22 protein-coding genes are annotated in these 23819 nt (G+C 72.1%); 9 read left to right on the forward strand and 13 right to left on the reverse strand.

Going from position 1 to position 23819, the window contains the following annotated elements:
- Position 1: 1 nt before the first annotated feature.
- Positions 2 to 913: an NAD-dependent epimerase/dehydratase family protein gene (locus ADY59_RS11670; protein WP_049561310.1), complete on the forward strand. Its 912-nt coding sequence runs from the start codon at positions 2 to 4 to the stop codon at positions 911 to 913.
- A complete protein-coding gene (locus ADY59_RS11675) occupies positions 910 to 1794 on the forward strand; it encodes a Gfo/Idh/MocA family protein (RefSeq protein WP_049561312.1) in 885 nt (294 codons plus the stop codon). The genes ADY59_RS11670 and ADY59_RS11675 overlap by 4 nt, the downstream gene beginning before the upstream one ends.
- Here the strand turns inward: ADY59_RS11675 and ADY59_RS11680 are convergent.
- Genes ADY59_RS11680 through ADY59_RS11695 form a run of 4 tightly spaced genes read right to left on the reverse strand, consistent with a single transcriptional unit; the run spans position 1781 to position 6176 of the window.
- On the reverse strand, positions 1781 to 2617 hold the full coding sequence (locus ADY59_RS11680) for a trypsin-like serine peptidase (protein ID WP_156325428.1): 837 nt from the start codon (positions 2615 to 2617) through the stop codon (positions 1781 to 1783). The two genes, ADY59_RS11675 and ADY59_RS11680, sit on opposite strands and share 14 nt — an antisense overlap.
- A gap of 56 nt (positions 2618 to 2673) precedes the next feature.
- Positions 2674 to 3678 (reverse strand): acetamidase/formamidase family protein, encoded by a 1005-nt coding sequence (locus ADY59_RS11685; RefSeq protein ID WP_049561316.1) that lies wholly within the window; start codon positions 3676 to 3678, stop codon positions 2674 to 2676.
- Positions 3675 to 5042, reverse strand: coding sequence for an APC family permease (locus ADY59_RS11690; protein ID WP_049561319.1), 1368 nt, complete (start codon positions 5040 to 5042; stop codon positions 3675 to 3677). Before ADY59_RS11690 ends, ADY59_RS11685 begins: the two co-directional genes overlap by 4 nt.
- 54 nt (positions 5043 to 5096) lie before the next feature.
- Positions 5097 to 6176, reverse strand: a complete 1080-nt coding sequence (locus ADY59_RS11695; protein WP_049561322.1) for a substrate-binding domain-containing protein — start codon at positions 6174 to 6176, stop codon at positions 5097 to 5099.
- 48 nt (positions 6177 to 6224) lie between these two features.
- Between ADY59_RS11695 and ADY59_RS11700 the strand changes: the two genes are divergently transcribed.
- A complete protein-coding gene (locus ADY59_RS11700) occupies positions 6225 to 6674 on the forward strand; it encodes a MarR family winged helix-turn-helix transcriptional regulator (protein ID WP_049561324.1) in 450 nt (149 codons plus the stop codon).
- Between the two features lie 4 nt (positions 6675 to 6678).
- Here the strand turns inward: ADY59_RS11700 and ADY59_RS11705 are convergent, their stop codons facing one another.
- Positions 6679 to 7956: a Glu/Leu/Phe/Val family dehydrogenase gene (locus ADY59_RS11705; protein ID WP_082310038.1), complete on the reverse strand. Its 1278-nt coding sequence runs from the start codon at positions 7954 to 7956 to the stop codon at positions 6679 to 6681.
- A gap of 181 nt (positions 7957 to 8137) precedes the next feature.
- On the opposite strand from ADY59_RS11705, the gene ADY59_RS11710 reads away from it, so the two are divergent.
- The 4 genes from ADY59_RS11710 (at position 8138) to ADY59_RS11725 (ending at position 11783) form a co-directional block, all read left to right on the forward strand.
- Positions 8138 to 9694, forward strand: a complete 1557-nt coding sequence (locus ADY59_RS11710) for an alkaline phosphatase D family protein (RefSeq protein ID WP_049561329.1) — start codon at positions 8138 to 8140, stop codon at positions 9692 to 9694.
- A 52-nt stretch (positions 9695 to 9746) separates the two neighbouring features.
- Positions 9747 to 9944: a hypothetical protein gene (locus tag ADY59_RS11715; RefSeq protein WP_049561331.1), complete on the forward strand. Its 198-nt coding sequence runs from the start codon at positions 9747 to 9749 to the stop codon at positions 9942 to 9944.
- Between the two features lie 71 nt (positions 9945 to 10015).
- The gene (locus ADY59_RS11720) at positions 10016 to 10600 is read left to right on the forward strand and encodes an RNA polymerase sigma factor (RefSeq protein ID WP_197093558.1); all 585 of its coding nucleotides are present in this window, start codon (positions 10016 to 10018) and stop codon (positions 10598 to 10600) included.
- A complete protein-coding gene (locus ADY59_RS11725) occupies positions 10593 to 11783 on the forward strand; it encodes a CU044_5270 family protein (RefSeq protein ID WP_049561337.1) in 1191 nt (396 codons plus the stop codon). The genes ADY59_RS11720 and ADY59_RS11725 overlap by 8 nt, the downstream gene beginning before the upstream one ends.
- Before the next feature lie 48 nt (positions 11784 to 11831).
- Here ADY59_RS11725 and rocD read toward each other — a convergent pair whose 3' ends face one another.
- The 3 genes from rocD to ADY59_RS11740 form a co-directional block, all read right to left on the reverse strand.
- A complete protein-coding gene (rocD, locus tag ADY59_RS11730; protein WP_049561340.1) occupies positions 11832 to 13040 on the reverse strand; it encodes an ornithine--oxo-acid transaminase in 1209 nt (402 codons plus the stop codon).
- Positions 13040 to 13837: a dimethylargininase gene (gene ddaH, locus ADY59_RS11735; protein WP_049561341.1), complete on the reverse strand. Its 798-nt coding sequence runs from the start codon at positions 13835 to 13837 to the stop codon at positions 13040 to 13042. Before ddaH ends, rocD begins: the two co-directional genes overlap by 1 nt.
- A 155-nt stretch (positions 13838 to 13992) precedes the next feature.
- Positions 13993 to 14448 (reverse strand): Lrp/AsnC family transcriptional regulator, encoded by a 456-nt coding sequence (locus tag ADY59_RS11740; protein ID WP_049561343.1) that lies wholly within the window; start codon positions 14446 to 14448, stop codon positions 13993 to 13995.
- Positions 14449 to 14535: 87 nt separating this feature from the next.
- On the opposite strand from ADY59_RS11740, the gene ADY59_RS53695 reads away from it, so the two are divergent.
- Together ADY59_RS53695 and ADY59_RS11750 are read left to right on the forward strand one after the other, a co-directional pair.
- Positions 14536 to 16872: a GH1 family beta-glucosidase gene (locus tag ADY59_RS53695; protein ID WP_063780633.1), complete on the forward strand. Its 2337-nt coding sequence runs from the start codon at positions 14536 to 14538 to the stop codon at positions 16870 to 16872.
- Between the two features lie 30 nt (positions 16873 to 16902).
- Complete coding sequence (locus tag ADY59_RS11750; protein ID WP_049561344.1) at positions 16903 to 18090, forward strand: hypothetical protein; 1188 nt, start codon at positions 16903 to 16905, stop codon at positions 18088 to 18090.
- A 36-nt stretch (positions 18091 to 18126) separates the two neighbouring features.
- Here the strand turns inward: ADY59_RS11750 and ADY59_RS11755 are convergent, their stop codons facing one another.
- The 5 genes from ADY59_RS11755 to ADY59_RS53300 form a co-directional block, all read right to left on the reverse strand.
- On the reverse strand, positions 18127 to 19536 hold the full coding sequence (locus ADY59_RS11755) for a glycoside hydrolase family 16 protein (protein ID WP_049561346.1): 1410 nt from the start codon (positions 19534 to 19536) through the stop codon (positions 18127 to 18129).
- Positions 19537 to 19687: 151 nt separating this feature from the next.
- A complete protein-coding gene (locus ADY59_RS11760) occupies positions 19688 to 20449 on the reverse strand; it encodes a vWA domain-containing protein (protein WP_156325429.1) in 762 nt (253 codons plus the stop codon).
- Positions 20439 to 21341 (reverse strand): hypothetical protein, encoded by a 903-nt coding sequence (locus ADY59_RS11765; protein WP_049561351.1) that lies wholly within the window; start codon positions 21339 to 21341, stop codon positions 20439 to 20441. The genes ADY59_RS11760 and ADY59_RS11765 overlap by 11 nt, the downstream gene beginning before the upstream one ends.
- Before the next feature lie 72 nt (positions 21342 to 21413).
- Positions 21414 to 22133, reverse strand: a complete 720-nt coding sequence (locus ADY59_RS53295) for a DUF5941 domain-containing protein (protein WP_049561353.1) — start codon at positions 22131 to 22133, stop codon at positions 21414 to 21416.
- Positions 22130 to 23674, reverse strand: coding sequence for a CDP-alcohol phosphatidyltransferase family protein (locus ADY59_RS53300; protein WP_049561355.1), 1545 nt, complete (start codon positions 23672 to 23674; stop codon positions 22130 to 22132). The genes ADY59_RS53295 and ADY59_RS53300 overlap by 4 nt, the downstream gene beginning before the upstream one ends.
- Between the last annotated feature and the right edge of the window lie 145 nt (positions 23675 to 23819).

Here is a 23819-nt window from a genome sequence, read left to right on the forward strand (position 1 = left end):
CATGGGTAAGCACATCGTGGTGGGCTCCGGCCAGGTCGGCACGCATCTGGCCACCAAGCTCCTCGCCCAGGGGCACGAGGTCACCGTGGTGACCCGCTCGGGCCGCGGCCCGGCCGGAGCGGTCAAGGTCGCGGCCGACGTCGCAGACAGCGCCCGGCTCATCGAGGTCACCCGCGGCGCGGACGTCCTCTACAACTGCGTCAACCCGCAGTATCACCGCTGGCTCACCGACTGGCCGCCGATGGCCGCCTCGTTCCTGGCCGCCGCCGAGGCGACGGGCGCCGCGTACGTCATGCTCGGCAACCTCTACCCGTACGGCCCCGTGACCGGCCCGATGACCGAGGACCTGCCGCTCGCCTCCACCAGCCCCAAGGCGCGGGTGCGGGCGAAGATGTGGGCCGACGCGCTGGCCGCGCACGAGGCCGGCCGGATCAGGGCGACCGAGGTGCGCCCCTCCGACTACTTCGGCCCGGGCGCCACCGACCAGTCCTACCTGGGCGACCGCTTCCTGCCGGCGCTGCGGGCCGGCAAGACCATCCAGCTCGTCTTCCCCGCCGACGTCCCGCACAGCTGGACGTACCTGCCCGACGTGGCCGACGCGCTGATCGTCGCGGGCGGCGACGAGCGCGCCTGGGGCCGGCCGTGGCACGTGCCCACCGCCGAACCCCAGACCTTCCGCCAGATCGGCGCGCGGATGGCGGCGCTGCTCGGCAGGCCCGAGCCCAGGATGTCGACGCTGCCGTGGCCGGTGGTGCGGACGGTCGGGCTCTTCACGCCCATGCTCGGCGAGCTCAGGCACACCCGCTACCAGTTCACCGCCCCGTACGAGCTCGACTCCTCGGCCTTCCAGCGGACGTTCGGCGTCACGCCCACGCCTCTGGACGAGGCGTTGAAGGCTACGCTCGACGCGTGAAGATTGCCATGATCGGCCTGGGCGACATCGCGGCGAAGGCCTACCTCCCGGTGCTGGCCGCCCAGCCCGGCCTCGACCTCCACCTGTGCACCCGTGACGGCGTGAAGCTGGACCGGCTCGGCGACGCCTACCGGATCGCCGGGCGGTCCACCTCCGTGGACGAGGTGATCAAGGCAGGGGTCGACGCGGCCTTCGTGCACGCCGCCACCGCCGCGCATCCGGAGCTGGTCGAGCCGCTGCTCAGCGCCGGGGTGCACGTCTACGTGGACAAGCCGATCGCCGACAACCTGGCCGACTGCGAGCGGCTGGCCCGGCTGGCACGGGCGCAGGGCCGGTCGCTGATGACGGGCTTCAACCGGCGCCACGCCCCCGGCTACGCGGGGCTGGCCGAACTGCCGCGCCACCTCGTGCTGATGCAGAAGAACCGCGAGAACCACCCCGACGTCCCCCGCCGGGCGATCTTCGACGACTTCATCCACGTGGTCGACACGCTCAGGTTCCTCGCTCCCGGCCCGGTCACCGGCACCTCCGTCCGCACCCGGGTGGCCGGCGGCCTGCTGGAGCACGTCGTGCTGGAGCTGACCGGCGACGGCTTCACCGCCATCGGCCTGATGAACCGGGTGAGCGGGGCGAGCGAGGAGAGCTGCGAGGTCATGGGCGCCGGCGTCAAACGCCGCGTGGTCAACCTGGGCGACGTGACCGACTACGCCGGCGGCGAGATGCTCACCCGCCGGCCCGACTGGGTGCCCGTGGCGCGGCAGCGCGGCATCGAGCAGGTCACCCTGGAGTTCCTGGCCGCCGTCCGCGACGGCCGCGTCATCACCGCCGACGACGCCCTGGCCACCCACGCCCTGTGCGAGGAGATCGTCACTTCTTCCTGAGCAGCATCGCCCGGTCGGCCTCGGCCAGCATGCGGGTGAACGTGCTGTCGCCCAGCCGGGTCAGCACGGTGAACCCCTTGCGGTCGCGCAACGGGCTGGAGGACGACACCACGCCCGCGATCGCCCCGCCGTGCAACGCCGGGCCGCCGCTGCCGCCCGCCGCCGCATGGCAGTTGCGCGTCACCAGCACCCCCGGCCCCCGCGCCGCGTCACCGGACGTGCCCTCCACCGCGTCACCCAGGCAGTGGTACATCCGGGTCCCCGGATACCGCTTGCCCGCCGGGTAGCCGAGCAGCTCCAGCCCCTGCAGCGAGCTGCCCCTGCTGGTCGGCAGCGAGCGCAGGCCCGGCCCGGTCACCTCCTCCAGCGACTGCCGCTCCACCGTCGCCACCCCGACCAGCCCCACGTCGTACGGGAGCAGCTTGGGGGAGTACGGCCGGCCCTGATAGCGGGCCGGCACCCACGTCCGCACCGCCGGCCACACGCCCAGCGGCGGGCTGCCCCGGTCGTAGCCCGGCAGGAACGCGAGCTGCTTCAACGGCCTGCCGTGGTTGTAGAGGCAGTGCGCCGCCGTCAGCACCAGGCTCCGGCTCCGGCTCCCGATCACCGAGCCGCCGCACATCAGGTGCGTGCCCGTGACGGGATCCCGTCCCACCAGCACCCCGGTCAGCCGCCGTGCCCCCGTGTACGGGCGCGGCACGGGAGCGAAGCCGAGCCGGTCACCGCCCGGTGTGAGCACCATGCGCACCGGGATGCTGCGCTGGGACACGTCAGCGGTGACGGCGGGGTCGAGCAGAGCCAGAGTAAGCACCAACCTGAGCACCCACCTACTTCTAGCAGCAAACGATCAGCCCACTGACCTGCGACATCAAGGTTTACCTAACTCAGGTACTGGGCTCCCAGCGCGCGGAGTCTGGTGTGGGCCGACTCGTACACCGCAGGGGTGCCGAGGTAGGTCTTGGGGAGTTTCGCGACCATCGTGTAGTTGGCGTCGCACACGTTCCCCACCGGCGCCTGACCGGCCTGGCTGACGAGCTGGTAGGCGTCGAGCGTGTCGAGGCCGGTCAGCGAGGACGTCCAGGTGACCAGGTCGTGCTGGCTGATGCGGTAGGCGTCCTCCAGCGGCCGGGCCGAGCCGGTCGTCATCAGGTGCAGGTCGTCCTCCAGACGTGGCCAGGGCGTCGCCACGCCCTTGATCAGCTCGACGGCCACCACGGTGTTCATGGCGGCCTCGACGGCGGTGCCGCACACCTCGCCGTGCCCCTGCAGCCCGTGGCCGTCGCCGATGGAGAACAGCCCGCCTTCCACGTTGACGCCCAGGTAGACGGTGACGCCCGCGCGCAGCTCCGGCGTGTCCATGTTGCCGCCGTGCGCGTCGGGGACGATCGTCATGCGCGACTCGTTGGCGCCGGGCGCCACGCCGACGGTGCCGTGCATCGGGTCGAGCGGCAGCTCCACCCGGAAGTCGCTGTTGCGCGCCCGGTAGACGGCGACGCCCTTGGCCACGTCCAGGTCGTACCACCAGACCCGCTCCTCCAGGGGCGGCTGGAGCATGGCCGTGGTGTGCGTCCCGGTCAGCGCGCCGAAGTGCGGGAACGTGCTGGACACGGCCCAGTCCCTGGCCGGTGTGATGGAGACGAAGTGCAGCGCGAGCGTGTCGCCCGGCTCGGCCCCCTCGACGTGGAAGGGGCCGGTGACCGGGTTGAGGTAGGGGAACTCGCACACCCGCGACGGCAGGTCCTCGACGGAGCGGACGCGCCCGGCGAAGCAGTCCTCGGTGAACAGCTCCAGGATCGTGCCCGGCCGGATCTTCCCGACGGCGGGCCGCCCGCCGAAGGTGTAGCTGTACTCCTCGGGGGAGGGGCGGTAAGAGATGACGTTCAAGAGACCTCCGAGGGCAGGACGGGACGGCGGCCCGTCGTGTAGAGAACCACTGCCACGATCAGCCCGAGCCCGAGCCAGATGAACCCGAGCACCTGGGCCGCGACCGAGGCGTTGATGACGACCAGCACCAGCACGGCGAACCCGACCAGCGGGACGAGCAGGTGCGCGGCCCAGTTGCGGCTGCGCCGCCGCACGACATAGTGCACCACGACCGCGATGTGCAGCAGCAGGAACGCGGTCATCGCGCCGAAGTTGACCATCGAGCTGAGCAGCGCGATCGCGTCGCTGTAGAAGCTCAGCCCGACACCCAGCACCAGCGAGATCAGCGCCACGGCGAAGGTGGCGTTCACGGGCACCTTGTGCTTGGGGTCGACGCGGGCCAGGAACGAGGGGAGCTGCCGGTCGCGGGCCATGGCGAACAGCAGCCGCGAGGTGGCCGCCTGGGCGACGAGCGAGTTGGCGAAGCCCCAGGCGATCGCCGTCGCCACCGCGCACAGCACGCCGAGCCAGGCGCCGCCCGCGTAGGTCGCGGTGTCGTAGAAGGCGTTGTCCAGGCCGGCGCCGGGCGCGAGCAGCGCGGCCCGGTCGGGCACGAGCAGCGCCGCCACCCAGGTCTGCACCACGAACAGCACGGCGGCCAGGGCGAGCGCGGCGATCATCGAGCGGCCCAGGCGCCTGGCGTCCTCCCGGTTCTCCTCGGCGAGGGTGGAGATGCCGTCGAAGCCGAGGAAGGAGAGCACCGCGACGGAGGCGGCGCCGAACACCAGCGTCCAGGAGAACGACGAGGAGTCGAAGATCGGCGTGAGCGCCCCGGCGGTGCCCTTGCCCTGGGCCAGCGCGATCCCGCCGATCACCAGGAAGATCGCCAGTACGACGAGCTCGGCGGCCAGCATGATGCGCGTGATGCGGGCCGTCATCTGGATGCCGAGCCGGTTGATCACGGTGTTGAGCAGGACGAAGACGATCAGCCAGGCCCACACCGGCACTGCCGGGATGAAGGAGTGCATGGCCGCGCTGGCCACCAGGTAGAGCAGGGTCGGCACGAGCAGGTAGTCGAGCAGGATCGCCCATCCGGCCATGAACCCGACGGGCGCGCCGATGCCGCGGCCGGCGTAGGTGTAGACCGAGCCGGCCATCGGGAACGCCTTGGCCATCTGGGCGTACGACAGCGCGGTGAACGCCATCGCGACCAGGCCGATGACGTAGGCGAGGGCGACCATGCCGCCGGACGAGGCGAAGACGGTGCCGAAGATGCCGAACGGCGCGATCGGCACCATGAAGATCAAACCGTAGATCATCAGGTCGGCGAACCCGAGGGAGCGCTGAAGCTCCTGCCGGTAGCCGAACTGTTCGATGCTGCTCATGAACGGCTCCTTCAATGTGCTGGGGGTGATCAGCACATTAGAGGGTGAAGCTTTCTATTGAAAAGGTTTCTCTAGAAAGAAATCAAGGCCGTCGGCCCTGCCCAGATGCACCTGCCGGCGCACCTGCCGGTGCATCAGCGTGAGCGGCCCGCGCGCGCTGGTGATCGTGGTGCCGTCGGCGACGGCGTCGACCTCCGGCACCGCCAGCGAGCCCGCCCGCGCGGCCAGCGCGGCCAGCATCGCCACCGCCTCGTAGCAGCCCTGCCCGTGCGCGTTCAGCATGGGCGCGTCCGGGCCGAACCGGGCGGCGTAGCGCTCGGCGAAGTCGAGGCTGGCGTCGGTGCCGAGGCCGCGGAAGTAGCCCATCGACGCGTACAGCTCGCCGGTGCCGTCGCCGCCGATGCCGAGCAGCCCGTGCTCCTCCAGCGCCCCGCACAGCCGGGCCGAACCGAGCCCGCTGGCCGCGTAGGCCCGGTTGAACGCCACCAGGTCGCTGCCGATCAGCGTGAGCAGGATCGCGTCCGGCCGGGAGTCGGCCACCCGGTCGAGCCACCGCGTGGCCTCGCCGTAACGGACGAACCGCTCGCCCACGACGCTCGCGCCGCGCGCCCGCAACCGGGCCCGCGCGTCGGCGTGCACCAGCCGAGGCCACACGTAGTCGTTGCCCAGCAGGAACCAGCGCCGCGCGCCGCGCGCGCCCACCAGCCACTCGATCCCGGGCGCCAGCTGCCTGCCGGGGGTCTCGCCCAGGAAGAAGACGCCCGGCGCGTGCCCGATCCCCTCGTACGGCGGCGCGTAGACGAACGGGACCCGGCCGCCGATCGCCCGGACGACCGCCACCCGCACGTCGCTGGCGTGGGAGCCGGCCACCGCCCCGACGGCGCGGGACCGTACGAGCTCGCCCACCTCGGCGGCGACGACCGGCGCCGCGCGGCCGCCGTCGACCAGCACCAGCTCCACCGGCCTGCCGAGCACCCCGCCCGCGCCGTTGACCTCGCCGGCCGCCAGCAGGGCGCAGTTGATCGCGCAGGGTCCCACCAGCCCGAGCACCCCGGACACGGGCACCACGAGCGCGACGCGCAACGCGCCGGAGGGGATGAGCCGGGCCTCGAGAGGATCGACGATCGCCGCCACCCGACGAGTATCCTCCTGGAAAGCTCCCGGGTGAAAGGACCTCGTTCTATGACCGCCACCGGGCTCGGGTCCTCTCTCGCATACCTTCTCAGCAGCGCCGAGCGGAGCGTCAACCGCGGGCTGGCGGCCGCGCTCGCCGGCGAGGACGTGACCGTGGAGCAGTGGCGCATCCTGCGCGCGCTGGCCGACGGGCGCGGCCACTCGATGGGCGAGCTGGCGGCCGCCGTGCTCATGCCGCATCCGACGCTGACCAAGGCCGTCGACCGGCTGATCGACCGGGCCCTGGTCTACCGGGGCCCCTCGGCGGGCGACCGGCGCAGGGTGGCCGTGTTCGTCGCCGGCCGGGGGGCCGAGCTGCTCGCGCGGGTCGACGGGGCGGTGGCCGAGCACCACCGCCTGATCGCCGCCGCGTTCGGCCAGGACCGGACCGAGCGGCTCATGCGCGACCTGGAGTCGCTGGTCGCCGAGCTCCGCGAGCTCGCGGAGCCCGGTCGTTAGCGGGTCACGGGTAGAGGCCGCGCATCTGGTGCGCCTCGGCGACCCGGCTGACGCCGATGACGTGCGCCGCCTGGCGGAGCGTGAGGCCGCGCTCGGCGGCCGTCGACTTCACCTCGCCGTAGGCGCTCTCCATCAGGTCCCGGAGCCTGCGGCCGACCTCGCCCTCGCTCCAGGAGCAGGCCTGCATGTTCTGCACCCACTCCAGGTAGGACACGATGACGCCGCCCGCGTTGGCCAGGATGTCCGGCACCACGACGGTGCCGTTGGCGGCCAGGATCTCGTCGGCCTCCGGCGTGGTGGGGCCGTTGGCGCCCTCCACGACCAGCCGGGCGCGCACGCGCGGCGCGTTCGCCTCGGTGATGACGCCTTCGAGCGCGGCCGGCACCAGGATGTCCACGTCGAGCTCGAACAGCTCGTCGTGGCCGAGCGCGTCGGCGTCGCGGTAGCCCAGGACGCGGCCGGTATCGGCCACATGGGCGCGCAGGGCGGCGACGTCGAGGCCGCCGGGCGCGTACACGGCGCCCGTCACGTCGGAGACGGCCACGACCTTGCAGCCGGCGTCGGCCAGATACTGCGCGGCGAGCGCGCCGACCTTGCCGAACCCCTGCACGGCCACCGTCACGCCCTCGGGCGCGTGGCCCAGCGCCGACAGCGCCGCGATCTGGACGCCGCGCGAGGTCGCCCCCGCCCGGCCCAGCGAGCCGCCGAGCTGCATGGGCTTGCCGGTCACCACGCCCGGCACCGCGTAGCCGGCGTTGACGCTGTAGGTGTCCATGATCCAGGCCATGGTCTGCTCGTCGGTGCCGACGTCGGGGGCCGGGATGTCCTTCTCCGGGCCGATCATCGGCAGGATCTCGTTGACGTAGCGGCGGGTGAGCCGCTCCAGCTCACGCGTGGTGAGCGCGGCGGGGTCGACGGCGACGCCGCCCTTGGCGCCGCCGTACGGGATGCCGACCAGCGCGCACTTCCACGTCATCCACATGGCCAGCGCGGTGACCTCGTGGATGTCGGTGCCCGGATGAAACCGGATGCCGCCTTTGGCGGGGCCGCGCGAGACGTTGTGCTGAACCCGGAAGCCCTGGACGACGTCCATGCGGCCGTCTTCACGGCGGACCGGGACCGAGACGGTCAGCGATCGGCGGGGCGTGGCGAGCATCGTGCGGAGCCCGTCGTCGAGCCCGAGGTGCTCGGCTGCCTGACCGAGCTGGTGGAGAGCGGAGTCCAGAGCCTGTCGGCCAGGGGTGATCCGTGCCGGCGTCTTTGACGGCACCATGACACTCATGAAGAGGTCCTCCTGTTATGGACGCCCGATGTCTGGGTAAAGCGCCGTTGCCTAACCCTTTTGGGCGTACTTGTCGTGATCAGCCTAGAGGGGGTGTTTGGTGTTGCCTAGTGCTCGAAATGCGACACTCTGGCAGGCTTGTGGCCCAGAGTGTGCCGAACTGTCGAACCGGGGGGTGTGAATGCCCGCACTGGTGGTCGGGCCGATGTTGCGATACGTCGATTCTGCCAGCGCTTCGATCTTCGTGGAGACCGAAGTGCCGTGTACGGTCACCGTGGAAGCCGGTGGCAGGCCCTACAAGTCACCCACTTTCACCGTCCACGGTCACCATTACGCGATCGTCGACATCACAGATATTTCCCAGGATGTCGTCACGTATGCCGTGCGACTCGACGGGGAGCAGGTATGGCCGCTTGAAGGACGGCCGGAGAGCCGGATCCGGCGGCTGCCGGACAGCGGGCCGCGCGCGCTGGCGTTCGGGTCGTGCCGGACGAGCGTGCCGCACGACACCGCGCACGTCCTCACCCACGGCCACGACGTGCTGCGCGGCTACGGCTGCCACCTGGCCCAGGCCGGCGACGAGGAATGGCCCGACCTGCTGCTGCTCCTCGGCGACCAGGTCTACGCCGACAGCCCGTCGCCGGAGATGCTCGACTTCATCCACGCCCGCCGCGACACCGAGCCGCAGAACGAGATCGCCGACTTCGAGGAGTACGCCGAGCTCTACCGCCAGGCGTGGACCGACCCGGAGATCCGCTGGCTGCTGTCCACCGTGCCCACCGCGATGATCTTCGACGACCACGACCTGCGCGACGACTGGAACACCTCCAAGACGTGGCGCGAGGAGATGGCCGCGACCAGTTGGTGGAAGCGCCGCGTGGTGGCCGGGCTCGGCGCGTACTGGGTCTACCAGCACCTGGGCAACCTGTCGCCCGCCGAACGCGCTGCAGACCCGCTGTATCGCGATTTGTCGGGCGCCGAGGGTGACGGGGGCGCCGAGCTCGACGCCTTCGCCGCCCTGGCCGACGCCGAGCCGTCCAGCAACCGGTGGAGCTATGCCCGCGACCTGGGCCCGTCCCGGCTCATCATGATCGACACCCGGTGCGCCAGGCAGCTCACCCCCGGCGACCGGCGCATGCTCGACCCGGCTGAGCAGGCGTGGCTGGAGGAGCAGGTCGCCGCGCCCGCCGACCGGCTGATCATCGGCTCGTCGATCCCGTTCCTGCTGCCCGAGGGCGTCCACGGCGTGCAGAACTGGAACGAGGCGCTGTGCGACGGCGCGTGGGGCCGCCGGGTCGCGCGCCTGTCGGAACGCTTCCGGCAGGCGGTCGACCTGGAGCACTGGGCGGCGTTCCGGCGCTCGTTCGACGACCTGGCCAGGCTGTTCGCCGGGCTGGGCAAGCCGGTGCTCATCCTCTCCGGCGACGTGCACTACTCCTACGTGGCCAAGGCCAGTGCCGGGCAGGTCTACCAGATCGTCTGCTCGCCGATCCGCAACCCGCTCAGCCGGCTGCTGCGCTGGGCCAACATCTTCACCCAGTTCGGCATCGCCACGCTGGTCGGCGGCCTGCTCGCGCGCTCGGCCCGCATCCCCAGGCCGCCGTTCAGGTGGCGGGTGATCGCCGGGCCGTGGTTCCAGAACGCGCTGGCCACGCTCTCACTGCCCGACGCCCGCGCCACCTGGGTCCAGTCGACCGGCGACGCGGTCAAGGAGATGGGCACTGTGCAACTGGAGTGACAGCGATCATCGTTCTGGCGCCCCCGGTTCTGAAGGCGGTGCCGGCCCGGTCATGGAGATCGGCGCCGGCACCGGTCTGATCGCCGAGGTCTTCGCCGCCGCGGCCGAGGCCGAGCGTCCCGGCCGGCTCGAACGCGTCACCGTCCTGCCGTACGGGGCCCTCGACGTGGACGTCGGCGAGCCGGTCGCGGCCGGTCTCATACCCGGCGAGGGGCCCGGCGGTCCGGACGTGTGGCGCCTGGCGAAATAAGTGGAACCGAGGTCCCGCGTGCGGCCAAGAGCTGGGTGACCGCATGAGAGAGGACCGGCGACGTGGTGGGTGTGCAGGAAGTGTCAGAGGCGCTGGACGATTCAGCGCTTATCGGGCGTTCGCTGGACGACCCGGAAAGCTTCGCGGCCCTGTTCGACCGGCACGCCGACGAGATCCACCGCTACGCGGCCCGGCGGCTCGGCGTCGAGCTGGCCGAGGACGTGACCGGTGAGGTGTTCCTGGTGGCCTTCCGCCGCCGCGCCCGCTACGACCGGGCCTGGCCCGATGCCAGGCCCTGGCTGTACGGCATCGCGACCCGGGTCGTCGCCCAGCACCGCAGGGCCGAGCGACGGCGCAACCACGCCATGTCCAAGGTGAGCGCGGAGCGGCCGGGCACGTTCGACGACCGCAGCGCCGACCGGGTCACCGCCGAGCAACTGCAGCCCCGGCTCGCCAAGGCCCTGACGGTGCTCAGCGCCGCCGAGCGTGACCTGCTGCTGCTCGTGGCCTGGGCCGACCTCACCTACGAGGAGGCGGCGCTCGCCCTTGGCGTGCCGGTCGGCACGGTGCGGTCCAGGCTGCACAGGCTCCGCGCCAAGGTGCGCAGGGCGCTCGGCGGCAACGATCCCTTCGCAGAGGAGCCCCGGCATGGATGACGAGTTCAAGGAGTTCGCGGACGGCCGCCCGGCGGTGCCGCCCTACCGGCCGGAGGCGCGCTTCCGGGCCCGCGAGGCACTCATGCGCGAGACGCGGCGGGGCGGCCTGCGGCTGCCCCGGCTGGGCTGGCAGGCCGTGGCCGCCTTCGGGGTGACGATCACCCTGGTCGGGGGCGTGGCCGTGGCCCTGTCCGGCCAGGGCGGGCAGACGTCGGCCGCCAGCGGCACCGTGACCAGGACGGCCGCGCAGTTCTTCCCCGAGCTGCGGCCCCGGCCCGGCCAGTTCATCCTGATCGAGTCCGACACCATGCACGCGGCGTACGCGTACGGGAAGGACGGCGAGGAGAGCCGCCACCTCTACCGGACGTACCGGAAGTTCTACCAGTCGGTGGACGGGCGCGCGGACGGGCTGCTGTTCATCGAGGGACGCGCCCCCGTTCCGTGGCCGGGGCAGGAGCTGCCCGCCGAGGCGCGTGAGTGGGAGGGGGGCAGCTGGAACCGGCTGGCGTCCTGTCCCGACCGGATGGGAGAGCTTCGCGACGACTACGCGTACCTGAGCGGGCTGGACCCGGCGACCATGCGCGAGCGGTTCTACCGGGACGAGACGTCCGGCAAGGTGAGCGCCGACGAGCAGGCGTTCGGGGCGGCCGGCGAGCTCATCAGGGAGAGCTACCTGCCCAGGGCGCAGCGTGAAGGGCTGTTCGAGGCGGTCAAGGCGATCCCCGGGGTGCGGGTGGCCGAGGGGGTCGCCGACTCCTCGGGGCGCCGGGGGACCGCGCTCGGGCTGGCGAGCCGGGACGGGACGCTCCGGCAGCTCATCTTCGACCGGGACACGTACACCTTCCTCGGCGAGCGCGCCACGGTGGTCGACGCGCGGGTGGCCGGGGCGCCCGAGGGCAGCCTGCTCGCGCACACGGCGCAGCTCAACGTGAGCGTGGTCGACCGGCTGCCGGAGGTGGACGTCGAGCACGAGGACTCCAGTTGCGCGGACGAGCACCCGGCCACGCCGTCCCCCGTGCCGGGTGAGGACTCCCCGGTGGACGAGCCGGCGGCCGTCCCCGAGGAGGCGCGCCCGGCCACGCCTACGCCGATCCCGGCGGAGGACTTCCCGGCGGAGGAGCCGTCCGCCGACGTCCCGGCCGAGGAGCCGGCCGCCCGTCCGGTGCCCACCCCGACCGGCTGACCCCCGCCCTGAGGGGGCGGGGGCCGGGGGTACGGCCGGGCCGAACGGTCAGCGGAAGGAGGCGATGGCGTCGGCGAGCTGGTCGACCGCCCAGAGGAGGTCCTCCTCGGAGATGACGATCGGCGGCGCGAGACGGATCGTCGAGCCGTGGGTGTCCTTGGCCAGCACGCCGCGGGCCAGCAGCGCCTTGGACACCTCGCGGCCGGTGGCCAGCGACGGGTCGACGTCGACGCCGGCCCACAGGCCGCGCCCGCGCACCGTCACGACGCCGTCGCCGATCAGCTCGCGCAGCCGGGCGTGCAGGACGTCGCCGAGCCTGGCGGCCCGCTCCTGGAACTCGCCGGTGTTGAGCAGGTCGATGACCGCGTTGCCGACGGCGCAGGCCAGCGGGTTGCCGCCGAAGGTCGACCCGTGCTGCCCCGGCTTGATCACGCCGAGCACGTCCTCGTTCGCGGCGATGGCCGAGACCGGGACGACGCCGCCGCCCAGCGCCTTGCCCAGGACGTAGACGTCGGGCACGACGCCCTCGTGGTCGCAGGCGAACGTCTTGCCGGTGCGCCCGAGCCCCGACTGGATCTCGTCGGCGATCATCAGCACGTTGTTCTCGGTGCAGATCTCCCGGAGCTGGGCCAGGTAGCCGTCCGGCGGCACCAGCACCCCGGCCTCGCCCTGGATCGGCTCGACGAGCACCGCGACCGTGTTGGGCCCGATGGCCGTCCTGACCGCCTCGGCCGAGCCGTACTTCACCACCGTGAATCCCGGCGTGTACGGGCCGAAGTCGCCGCGCGCGTCGGGGTCGGTGGAGAAGCTCACGATCGTGGTGGTGCGACCGTGGAAGTTGTCCTCCATCACGATGATGTCGGCCTGCTCGGGCTCGACGCCCTTGACCTGGTAGCCCCACTTGCGGGCGACTTTGATGGCGGTCTCGACGGCTTCGGCGCCGGTGTTCATCGGCAGGATCATGTCCTTGCCGGTGAGGTCGCCCAGTCCGGCGCAGAACCGGGCGAACTGGTCGTGGTAGAACGCCCGGCTGGTCAGCGTCAGGTTCTTCAGCTGCTCCTGGGCCGCCTCGACGATCTTCTGGTTGCCGTGCCCGAAGTTGAGCGACGAGTATCCGGACAGGAAGTCCAGATACCGCTTGCCCTCCACGTCGGTCACCCACGCGCCGTGCGCCTCGTGGATCACCACGGGCAGCGGGTGATAGTTGTGCGCGCTACGGCGCTCGCTGGCCTCGATGAGGTCCGCGCTGCTGGTCATCAGTTCTCCCCCCTGATTTCCAGTGTGCAGCACTTGGGGCCGCCACCGGCTTTGCGCAGCTCCGACAGCTCGACCGGATGCACCTCGTAGCCGCGCCGCTTCAGCTCGAGCTGGAGGTCGCCGGCCTCGGAGTTGATCACGATGTTGGTGCCGTCGCTGACCGCGTTGAGTCCCAGCACCTCGGCGTCGGCGGCCGAGGCGAGCACCGCCTCCGGGAACATCCGGCGCAGCACCTGGCGGCTGCCCTCGGAGAAGGCGGCCGGGTAGTAGGCGACGTTGCGCCCGTCGAGCGGGAACAGCGCCGTGTCGAGGTGGTAGAAGCGCGGGTCCACCAGCCGCAGCGTCACCACCGGCCGGCCCAGGAACTCCTGCGCCTCCTGGTGCGCGGCCGTGTCGGTGCGGAAGCCCGTACCGGCCAGGATGACCTCGTCCAGGGTGAGGAAGTCGCCCTCGCCCTCGTTGACGTGCGACGCCTCCAGCGACGGATATCCGCGCTCGGTGAACCAGCGCAGGTAGGCGGGACCCTCGGGGCCGCGCTCGGGGAAGGCGAAGCGGGCCCCGTAGACCCGGCCGCCGGCGACGAGCGCGCCGTTGGCGGCGAAGACCATGTCGGGCAGCCCCTCGACCGGTTCGATGAGGCTGACCTGGTGCCCGAGGCTCTCGTACACCGCTTTGAGGCCTTCCCACTGCCGGATCGCGACGTCGCGGTCGGCGCCCGCCTCGGGATCCATCCACGGGTTGATCGCGTACGCGACCGTGAAGTGGTCCGGGCGGCACATGAGGAAGTGTTTGGGCATGCAGGTCTCCGTGTGTTCATGCTGAGATACGCGCTCACCTGGGAGGACGCAGTCACAGCCTAGGAATCCGGAGCCCTGCAAGGAAAGAGCGGACATTGCGCGTACGCGCCTATGTGTTGCGTCTTACCGCCCACGGCCGGCGATCCGTTGCGCGATCACGGCATGGCGCTGCCGGGAGGGGCGTCGACGAGTCTGGAGAGCACGATGACGCTCTTGGTCCGCACCACGAACGCCTGCGCCGCGATGCGCTCGATCACCCGCTCCACGTGCCTGACGTCGGTCGCCCGGATGTGCAGCAGCGCGTCCGCCTCGCCGGTGATCGTCGCCGCCCCCACCACCTCCGGGAACCGGGAGACGGCCAGCGCGATGTCGGACGGTTTCGTCTTGCCCTGGCAGAACAGCTCGACGTACGCCTCGGTCGTCCAGCCGAGCGCCTGCGGGGCCACCCGGGCGCTGAAACCGGTGATCGCGCCGCTCTCACGCAGCCGGTCCACCCGCCGCTTGACCGCCGACGCGCTCAGGCCCACCTGCTGGCCGATGTCGGCATAGGTCTGCCTGGCGTCGTCGACGAGCGCCGCGATGATGTCACGATCCAGCCGGTCCAGTTCCACGCGCTCTGTATACCGCCTGGACCTGTGGCGCGCGACGATCGCCTCCCGGCAGACTGGGCGCCTCTAACCCGCTGGAAGGTCGCAGTCATGAGCAGCACGCAGTTTCCTGAAAGTTTCGTCTGGGGCGTTTCCACGTCCGCGTACCAGATCGAGGGCGCCAACGCCGTCGACGGTCGCGGCCCGTCCATCTGGGACTCCTTTTCCGACTCCCGGGAGGCTTGCGACCACTATCACCGCTATCCCGAGGACGTGCGGCTGATGAAGGAGCTGGGGCTGGGCGCCTACCGGTTCTCGGTGAGCTGGCCCCGGGTGATGCCCGAGGGGGCCGGCCGGGTGAACCCCGCCGGGCTCGGCTTCTACGACAAGCTGGTCGACGAGCTGCTGGGCGCCGGGATCACCCCGTACGTGACCCTCTATCACTGGGACCTGCCCCAGGCGCTGGAGGATCGCGGCGGCTGGCCGGAGCGTGACACGGCGCTGCGGTTCGCCGACTACGCGCGGGTGGTGCACGAGCGGCTGGGCGACCGGGTGGAGACCTGGTTCACGCTCAACGAGCCGTGGGTGTCGGCGTTCCTCGGCTACGGCGCCGGCATCCACGCGCCCGGCAGGACGTCGGCCGCCGACGCCTTCAGGAGCGCCCACCACCAGTTGCTCGGCCACGGGCTGGCGTCGGCGGCGCTGCGCTCGGCGGGCGCCCGCGAGATCGGCGCCGTGCTCAACTTCGGCCCCGTGATGACTCCCGGCCAGGTCATCGGCTCCACCCGCGAGCTGGCCGAGGAGGACGCCGACGCGGTGGCCAGGATCGACGACCTCATGCACGGGCAGTTCCTGGAGCCGCTGCTGCACGGCCGCTACCCCGAGCGCGTGATGGAGCTCGCCGGGACGGAGCACGTGCGCGACGGCGACCTGGAGGTCATCTCCGGGCCGCTCGACCTGCTCGGCGTCAACTACTACGCGCCGACCGTCGTGCAGGCCCAGCCCAGCGAGCCCGCCGACCCCGCCTACCCGGGCAGCGACGGCATCCTGTTCTGCACCGTGCCCACCGCCGTGACCGCCATGGGCTGGCCGATCGTGCCCGGCGGCCTCACGCTGCTGCTCGACCGGCTGACCCGGGAGTACCCGGGCCTGGAGCTGATGATCACGGAGAACGGGGCCGACTTCGCCGACTCCGTCACCGGCGACGGCGTGCGCGACGTGGACCGCATCCACTTCATCGAGGAGCACCTGCGCGCCCTGCGCACCTCCATCGAGCGGGGCGCCAAGGTGCGCGGCTACCTCGTCTGGTCGCTGCTCGACAACCACGAATGGACCGACGGCTACCAGCGCAAGTTCGGCCTGGTGCACGTCGACTTCGCCACCCAGAAGCGGCGGATGAAGGACAGCGCGCTGTGGTACCGCGACGTGGTGCGCCGCAACGGCCTCGGCGGCGACCGGCCGCGCCGCCCCACGCTGGAGACCGTCGCCGCCCGCGCGGGCGTCTCCCGGGCGACGGTCTCCCGCGTCGTCAACGGCGAGGTGTCGGTCAGCCCGGAGGTCCGCGCCGAGGTGCTGCGCGCGGTCCGCGAACTCGGCTACGTGCCCAACGCCGCCGCGCGCAGCCTCGTCACCCGCCGCACCGACGCGATCGCGCTGATCCTGGCAGTGCCCCGGCACGGCGGCGACGCGCTCACCGCCGCCGTCGTCCAGTACGTCACCAGTGTCCTGGAAGGCGCCGGGAAGCAGGTCACGCTCATGCTCGCCGACACCGCCGAGAGCCACCGGCGCATCCTGCAGCGGGTGGAGACTGGGCTGCTCGACGGCGTGGTGCTGCTCCCGTCCGACGGCCCGGACCCGCTGGCCGAACGGCTGACCCGTACCGGCACGCCCGTGGTGCTGCTCGGCAAACCCGCGGTGGCCTCGCTGGTGCCGTACGTGGACGTGGACAACGCCGGCGGCGCCGTGGCCGCCACCGAGCACCTGCTGCGCCAGGGCCGCCGCCGCATCGGCCTGATCTGCGGCCCCACGGACCTGGTCGCCGTCCAGGACCGGCTGGCCGGCCACCGCGAGGCCCTGGAACGCGCCGGGATGCGCCCGCACCTCGCGCTGGCCGGCCTCACCCGCGAGTCGGGCGCGGCGGCGTTCACCCGCCTGCTCGCCGAGGACGACCGCCTCGACGCCGTCCTCGCCACCAGCGACCACCTGGCGATCGGCGCCCTGCAGGCCGCCGCCGCGGCCGGCCTGCGGGTGCCCGCCGACCTGGCCGTCGTCGGCTTCGACGACATCGACGCCGCCTCCGCCACCACCCCGCCGCTCAGCACCGTACGGACCCCCGTGACGGAGCAGGCGATGGCGCTGGCCAGGCTGCTGCTGTCGAGGCTGGAGGGCAGGCACGCCGGGTCCGTGGTGCTCCCGGCACGCCTCGTGGTGCGCGCGTCCAGCGATTAGCATCGAGGCAGGGCTCCCGCTGGAGGGCACATGCGCTTCTTCCGCCGGCACACGCACGAACCCCCCGACCCCGGGCAGGTCACCCGCATCACGCCCGCCGTCGCCTACGACGGCGACCTCTACCACCTGCCCGACTGGGCCCGTCGCCGGCAGGAGGAGCGCGACCTCGGCCGCCGCCACGCCACCGACGGCCAGATCGACACGCTCACGCTGCAGACCGGCAGCGTGCCGCGCTTCCACGAGCTGGAGGACGAACGGCTCGGCGAGCTGGCCCGCGTCGAAGACCTCGGAGAGCGGGAGCTCCAGCAGGCCCGGGCCGCCTTCGAGGCCCAGCGGATCAAGCTGGCCGAGTCGCAGCGCGCCTTCGCCGACGCCCGCCGCGCGCTCGACGACACGCTGCCGCGCCTGGCCGACCTGGAGCAGCCCAGCCTCCGGCCCGGCGACGGCCGCCCCAGCTCGATCGCCCTGTCGGGCAGCCGCTGGCCCGTCGTGCGCCGCTGGCTGCCCGCCGCGCTGCTGCTTCTCCTGCTGCTCGTCGTCGAGGTGCCCATCCTCTACCAGGTGATCCTCAGCTGGGGCGACAGCGTCGCGATGACCGCCCTGCTCGCGGCCGGCGCGGCGCTCATCATGCTGGTCGCCCCGCACATGTACGGCAGGGCGTTCCGGTCCTGGCAGGAGCACGGCGGCTCGGCCAAGGGGCGCCGGCTGCTCGTCCTGACCGCGCTGATCTGGCTCGGCCTCATCGTCGCCGTCGCCGTGCTGCGCCGGGACGCGCTGGTCAAGCCGCTGGTCGTGGACGGGGAGGCGATCGGGCCGACCGCCGAGGGGGTCGGCGAGCTGCCCACCATGATCCTGCTGCTGGCGTTGCTGATCGCCACCGCGCTCATCGCCGCCGACCTCGGCCGCCGCATGCACAACCCCAACGACGGCCGCCTGCGCGACCTGCGCGCCAAACGCGACGCCGAGGCCGCGGCCAGTGCCGCCGCCCAGGTCGTCTACCAGCAGGACGCCGGCTACGCCGAGAGCATCGCCCAGTACGCCCAGGCCGCCGACCGCCGCCGCGCCTCCCGCGTCCGCCAGCTCGACAGCGGCTACGACAGCCTGGCGACGGCGTACCTGGGCGGCGTCGTCGAGGGCCTGCGCGACCCGGAGGCGGCCAGCTGGGCCGAGCGCATCGTCGCCCGCCGTCGCAACGCCGGCGCCCCCGGCCCGAACTGACGGGCTCCCCGGCGGAGGGGAGCCCGCCCGAGGGTGTCACGTGGTGGAGAAGGTGAACCAGTTGACGTTGACGAAGTCCGCCGGCTGGCCGCTGCTGAAGGTCAGGTAGACCGTGTGCGTCCCGGTGACCGGCGAGATGTTGGCCGGGATCGTGCGCCAGCTCTGCCAGCCGCCGGTGTTGCCGATCGCGAAGTCGCCGATCGGCGCGGCCGTCGGGCTGCCGAGGCGCACCTGGACGAGCCCGCTGACGCCGCCCCCCGCCCCCGACGCCACGCGCGCCTTGAACTGGTGGGCCGCCGTGGAGCCGAAGTTCACCCCGTCGAAGCGCAGCCAGTCGCCGTTGGCGATGGCGCCGACGTTCTGGCCGCCGCCGGAGTCGGTGGTGGTCTCGACCATCGTCCCGGACTGGGCCTGGTAGCGCTCGGCCTGGATGGTGGAGCGGGCGTCGACGCCGCCGGGCGAGGTGGGGGTGATCGTCGGCGAGGGCTGGGTGGTGCCGCTCTGCCACACCGCCACGTAGTCGACGACCATCGGCCGCCCCGGCACGGTGGCCGGGGTCGGCGTGCCGAAGCCGGCCACGCCGTTCGGGAAGCCGCCGCCCATCGCCACGTTGAGCAGCAGGAAGTAGCCCGCGTGACCGGTCATGTTGTTCCAGGTGCCGGCGTCGAACTGGGACTGGCTCAGGCTGTGGAACTGCTGGCCGTCCACGTACCACCGGAGCTGGTTGGGGCTGACGCTGCGGTCCCACTCGAAGCGGTAGGTGTGGAAGGACGACTGGCACGACGAGCCGGGGCAGGCGCGGCTGGCGCCCAGGCCGTTGGTCTCGTTGCACGGCCCGCCGGGGGTGACGCCGCAGTGCAGCACGGCCCACACGGAGTTGATGCCGTTGACGTTCTCCATGATGTCGAACTCGCCGATGCCCGGCCAGTTCCAGTAGTTGCCCCGGTACGGCGAGCCGAGCGCCCAGAACGCCGGCCAGTAGCCGAGTGCGGCGTCGCCGGTGACGTTCGGCATCTGGATGCGGCCCTCGATGCGCAGGACGCGTCCTTCGGCGGGCTTGAAGTCGGCCTTCCTGGTCTCGATGCGGGCCGACGTCCACTCGCCCGAGGAACTGCGCAGCGGGGTGATGCGCAGGTTGCCCGAGCCGTCGAGCGCCAGGTTGGACGGGCTGGAGGTGTAGTTCTGGATCTCACCGGTGCCCCAGTTGCCCGGCCCGCCGGGGTAGGCGTGCCCGGTGTCGATCTGCCAGTTGGCCGACGAGGGCGGTGAGCCGGAGGGGCCGTCGAAGTCGTCGGACCAGACCAGTGACCAGCCGGACGGGGTGGGCGGCACGGCGGCGGAGGCGCTCACCGCCACGTGCACGAGCAGGGCGCTGAGCACGGTCAGCGCGGCGGCGACCGCCGCGAGCCGGCGGCGGCCGGCGGTTCGTAGGGTACGTAACGTCATCGCTGCTCCCGGGGGGTGCGGAGGCAAACCGGAGAGAGCGCTCTCTCGCTCATGTGAACACATGGCTTAACCCGCTGTCAATAATCCGCCCGGACGGCTTGACGTGGGCCCGTCCGGACGCTATCTCTGATGAGAGAGCGCTCTCAGCTCATCACAGCAGGTCCACCGTCACGGCGCCCGACTCCTCCAACGCCTCCCTCCAGAACCCTTCCAGCAACGGGAACCGGTCCGGGCTCGACGTCTTCTCCCGCAGGAACCCGTGCACCGTCACCGCGTAGCCGCTCAGATCGGGCAGCAGGCCGGCGTCCCGCAACTCCTTGACCTTCCGCTGCCTGGCGGCCTCGCTCAGGTCCAGCTCGTGGACGTTCAGCTCGCCCCGGTTGTTGATGAGGTCGCTGAAGACGACGAGCCGGTGCGCGCTGTCCGGCCGGCGGTGCGCGGTGAGCTGCTTGACCGCGTACCGCAGCGCGCCCAGCACGTCGGAGCCCTCGCCCTCGGCCGGGCAGTCGAACAGCTTGACCGCGCGCGGCACCACCTCCGTGACGCGGTGCTTCCTGACGCGCTCCTCGACGACCGGGTTCTCGTTCGGGTTCTCCGCCGTGGTGGCGGCCAGCGGGACCGGGTCCTGGCGGCACGAGCTGCTCTCCGAGCTGCCGGTGACGGCCGCGAACGCCATCCAGTCGCAACCCTCGGCGAACGGCGGCAGCTTGGAGGTCACGTCCGTCCGGGAGGTGGCGGGGTCGGCGTAGGAGGTGGAGTCGACCACCACCCCGCACACGGCCCTGGCCTCCGTCCCGCAGGCGGCCGGCCCGGCCGCCAGCGCCACCGCCGCCAGCACGGCCACCCGGCGCCGCGCCGCGGGCCGGGCTCTTCCGGTCGGCCTCGATAAGTGCGGGATCTCGTCAGGCGTCATCACGACTCCCTCCAAAAGGGCCACCCCCGGACGGGAACCCCGGCTCCGCCCGATCGTCGGGTGGCGGGTCGTGCGGCGGGTTCGGTCCCGGCTCCGGCTGGTCGGCTGGTCGAGTGCCCGGGGGCGGGAGTTGGGGGTGCCGGCCGCGGGGTGTCAGCTCGGGTGGGAGGACCACCGCGTGCCACTCCTCGACCCGCCCTTCGACCTCGCGCAGGATGCGGTTCATGCGCTCGCGGCCCGCGAGGGCGGCGGGGGTGCCGGCGGCAGGGTCCATGGCGGCGATCTCGCCCGGCCACAGCGGCGGGATCTCCTCCCGGCGCGGGTGCGTGCGCCTGGCCCCGCTCCGGTAGGCGGCGATCAGCTGGGCGGCCCTGGCGTACGCCGCCTCGACGTCGTGGTCTCGCTCGTCGACCGCGCTCTCCCACTCCTGCGCGCACCGCTCGGCGAGCGCGAGCGCCTCCCGCACCCGGCGGCGCGCCGCCTCCACCTCGCGCAGCCGCAGCGCCTCCGCCCGCCGCCGCCGCGACTCGGCGATGGAGATGAACTCCCCGGTCTCGCGCGCGGAATGCCCGTTGGTGTACGGCCCGGGCCGCAGGTCGAACCGGTCGAGCTCGCCCAGGATCGACGCCTTCGCCTCGTCCAGCCGCGCCAGCAACGCCAGCTGCCCGGCCGACAGCCGCTTGTCGATCGCCGCGATCTCCTCCCGCACCTGGGCGAGCACCTCGGCGACGAACGAGGGCTGGCTGCCCGGATCGGTGAACTCGCCCAGCGGACCCTGCCGGGCGTCGCGCATGCCCCGCCGGCGCGCCTGTTCGCGGTCGGACAGCGGATCGCCCTGCTTCCACCACGACAAGAACGCCATCCGCGTCTCCCGGTTCACCGGACGATGCATCCAGCCTAATCATCGGACACGGAAAAGGGGGCCGGTCGCGACGGCGACCGGCCCCCTCGGACGAGCGCGTGGCTAGGCCTTCTCGGCCTCGCCCGTGGCCTGCTCCATGGCCTCCTCGGGGGAAGCCTCCAGGTCCTGCTCGGCCTCGGCGCCCGCCTGGGCGGAGGCCTTGTCGAGGCGGACCCAGCTCGTCACGCTCTCCACGGCGAACAGCACGAACAGGTACGCGGTCAGCACCGCCAGCACCGGCGTCAGCCAGCCCAGCGCCGCGCCCGCGCCGATGATGAGCAGCCGCAGCTCCCAGCCCAGCCCGGCGTGGAACACCCAGGCGGGCGGCCAGATCGACTGCCGGGTCCGGTAGACGGTGTCGTAGGTGTGGTAGCCGACCACGTACACCAGCACGAACAGCAGCCACTTCGGCGCGTCGGCGGCCAGACCGATCACGATCATGGTGAGGAACTCGGCGCCGCGCAGCAGCGGCGGAGTCAGCCAGTCGAAGCGGCCCAGGTGGTGGCGCGGCGCGGTGGGCAGCACCAGCAGCACCACGATCAGAGGCGGGACCAGCAGCATCGGCCCCGGCTCCAGCAGCCCGCCGGCGGTGACGGCGATGACGGCCAGCAGCGCGGCGAGCGTGGCGGGGACCGGCGGCAGGCCCTTGCCGAGCTTGCCGGCCAGCGCGTGCACGAGGGGGCCGTCGTCGCGGTAGGCGAGCAGACGGGCGGTCTGGATCCGGCGGCGTTCCTCGTCCGGGTCCGGTGTGGGGGTGGCGGCGGCCTGCGGTTGGGTGATCATGCGAGCGACCTCATGAGGCGTCCGGTGAGGGTGTAAGCGGCGGCGACGGTGCCCCAGATCACCAGCGTGAGGAAGGTAATGCGGGCGTCGAAGAGAGCGGCGGTGATCGCGATGGCCGCGAACCGCTCGCCGATGGGGAACACGATCATCTTACGGGCCCAGTGCACGGCGCGATACTTGCCGGCCTTGGTCCACATCTTGAGCAGCCCGCGGACGCCCTGGCTGCGCTCGACCTTGCGGCGCTCCAGCGCCTTGCGCAGATCGCGGTCGTCGGGCGCGTCGAGCGGCAGCATCGGGAGCTGCGCGGGCGGCTTGCGGCGGTTGGAGATGCCGAAGGAGAAGTCGAGCAGGTGGCGTACCGACTGCAGGCCGATCGCCGCCAGCGCGAAGATCCAGATCGTGTCGTCGCCGTGGCCCGCGACCACCCAGCCGATGGCCAGGCCGGCGAAGACGACGTACTCCTTGAACCGGTCGAAGGTGGCGTCGAGCCACGCCCCGAGCACCCCGAACTTGCGGGCGTAGCGGGCGACCTGGCCGTCGACGCAGTCGAAGACGAACGCGAAGTAGATCAGGATGCCGCCCGCGACCATCCCCACCCGGTCACCGGTGGCGAAGCAGGCGGCGGCGGCCACGCCGAGCGCGATCGAGATGAGCGTGACCTGGTTGGGCGTCAGCCCCCGGCGCGCCGCCCAGCGGGCGATGAAGCGGGAGTAGGTGGAGACGAAGTAGGTGGTGAAGAAGCCGTCGGCGCCCTTGACGGCGTTGTCCAGCCTGGCCCGGTCCTCGTCCATGCCGGTGATCTCGGAGCCGGCCTCGTTGACCTCCTCCTGCGTGGTGACGCGGCGGTAGAACAGGTCGCGGCGGCCCCGGATGCCGACCGAGACGCCCTTGCGCACCAGGCCGAACGCGATGAGCTGCACCAGGTCGTCGTCGGCGCCGAACGTGTCGGCCATCTCGGCCAGCTCGCGGCACGTCTCGGCGAGCACCGGGGCGTTGCGCGCGCTGATGTGCATGGGGCCGAGCAGCACCGCGTTGGGCCGGGTCACCTTGTGGGTGGCGGTGCCGATCGACACCACCCGGGATTTGCCGATGCGGGAGCGAACCGGGAGCCCTTCGACCCGGTTCATGCCGATCTCGGGCTCTGCCTCGTCGATCGGCACGGTCTCGGTGACCGTCTCCTCCTGCCCCTCGCCGGACTCCTCGCCGGAATCCTCGCCGTTCGTCAGGCGTGGCTCCTTGGCGACGAGCACCAGCGCGCCGCGCTTGGTCTTGGTGATCTGGTAGATCAGCTCGTCGTGCACGACCGAGTTTTCCGGGATGATGAACAGGCTTTCCGTCGCCGACTCGGCGACCTCGGCCAGTGCGCGCAGGGCGGCGGCCACGTCGCCTGACGCGATCGTGGCGGGCCGCGGGTCCATGGTGCGAAGCTGGCTGTGCAGCCGCTCGGCGACGGCGGGATTGCCGGGTAGCGCGGCGAGCCTCAGGCCGGTCGGAACGGTGTCGGGGCCGGGCGAAGAGCCCAGCAGGACCACGCGGGTCATGACTCCCTTTCGAGGCGGTTTCGGGGGGTTGAACATCGGGCAATGCGGGACAGGCGTCAAAGTGTAGTAAGGGTTCCTGAGCAACGCGTCACCGCCGCACGCCTGGAGCACGAAGTACCGACGCTTTCCCGGCCATAAGATGAGC

The sequence above is a fragment of the Nonomuraea sp. SBT364 genome, assembly GCF_001083785.1.
In the GTDB taxonomy this organism is placed as follows: Bacteria; Actinomycetota; Actinomycetes; order Streptosporangiales; family Streptosporangiaceae; genus Nonomuraea.

Excerpts from the sequence above, each read along its gene's own strand:
- ADY59_RS11715 (WP_049561331.1), top strand. The coding sequence starts at position 9,747 with ATGGAGATCGGCGCCGGCACCGGTCTGATCGCCGAGGTCTTCGCCGCC.
- ADY59_RS11725 (WP_049561337.1), top strand. The coding sequence starts at position 10,593 with ATGGATGACGAGTTCAAGGAGTTCGCGGACGGCCGCCCGGCGGTGCCG.
- ddaH (WP_049561341.1), bottom strand. The coding sequence starts at position 13,837 with ATGCCCAAACACTTCCTCATGTGCCGCCCGGACCACTTCACGGTCGCG.
- ADY59_RS11755 (WP_049561346.1), bottom strand. The coding sequence starts at position 19,536 with ATGACGTTACGTACCCTACGAACCGCCGGCCGCCGCCGGCTCGCGGCG.
- ADY59_RS53295 (WP_049561353.1), bottom strand. The coding sequence starts at position 22,133 with ATGATCACCCAACCGCAGGCCGCCGCCACCCCCACACCGGACCCGGAC.
- ADY59_RS11765 (WP_049561351.1), bottom strand. The coding sequence starts at position 21,341 with ATGCATCGTCCGGTGAACCGGGAGACGCGGATGGCGTTCTTGTCGTGG.
- ADY59_RS11700 (WP_049561324.1), top strand. The coding sequence starts at position 6,225 with ATGACCGCCACCGGGCTCGGGTCCTCTCTCGCATACCTTCTCAGCAGC.
- ADY59_RS11760 (WP_156325429.1), bottom strand. The coding sequence starts at position 20,449 with ATGACGCCTGACGAGATCCCGCACTTATCGAGGCCGACCGGAAGAGCC.
- ADY59_RS53695 (WP_063780633.1), top strand. The coding sequence starts at position 14,536 with ATGAGCAGCACGCAGTTTCCTGAAAGTTTCGTCTGGGGCGTTTCCACG.
- ADY59_RS11670 (WP_049561310.1), top strand. The coding sequence starts at position 2 with ATGGGTAAGCACATCGTGGTGGGCTCCGGCCAGGTCGGCACGCATCTG.
- ADY59_RS11690 (WP_049561319.1), bottom strand. The coding sequence starts at position 5,042 with ATGAGCAGCATCGAACAGTTCGGCTACCGGCAGGAGCTTCAGCGCTCC.
- ADY59_RS11705 (WP_082310038.1), bottom strand. The coding sequence starts at position 7,956 with ATGAGTGTCATGGTGCCGTCAAAGACGCCGGCACGGATCACCCCTGGC.
- ADY59_RS53300 (WP_049561355.1), bottom strand. The coding sequence starts at position 23,674 with ATGACCCGCGTGGTCCTGCTGGGCTCTTCGCCCGGCCCCGACACCGTT.
- rocD (WP_049561340.1), bottom strand. The coding sequence starts at position 13,040 with ATGACCAGCAGCGCGGACCTCATCGAGGCCAGCGAGCGCCGTAGCGCG.
- ADY59_RS11750 (WP_049561344.1), top strand. The coding sequence starts at position 16,903 with ATGCGCTTCTTCCGCCGGCACACGCACGAACCCCCCGACCCCGGGCAG.
- ADY59_RS11710 (WP_049561329.1), top strand. The coding sequence starts at position 8,138 with ATGCCCGCACTGGTGGTCGGGCCGATGTTGCGATACGTCGATTCTGCC.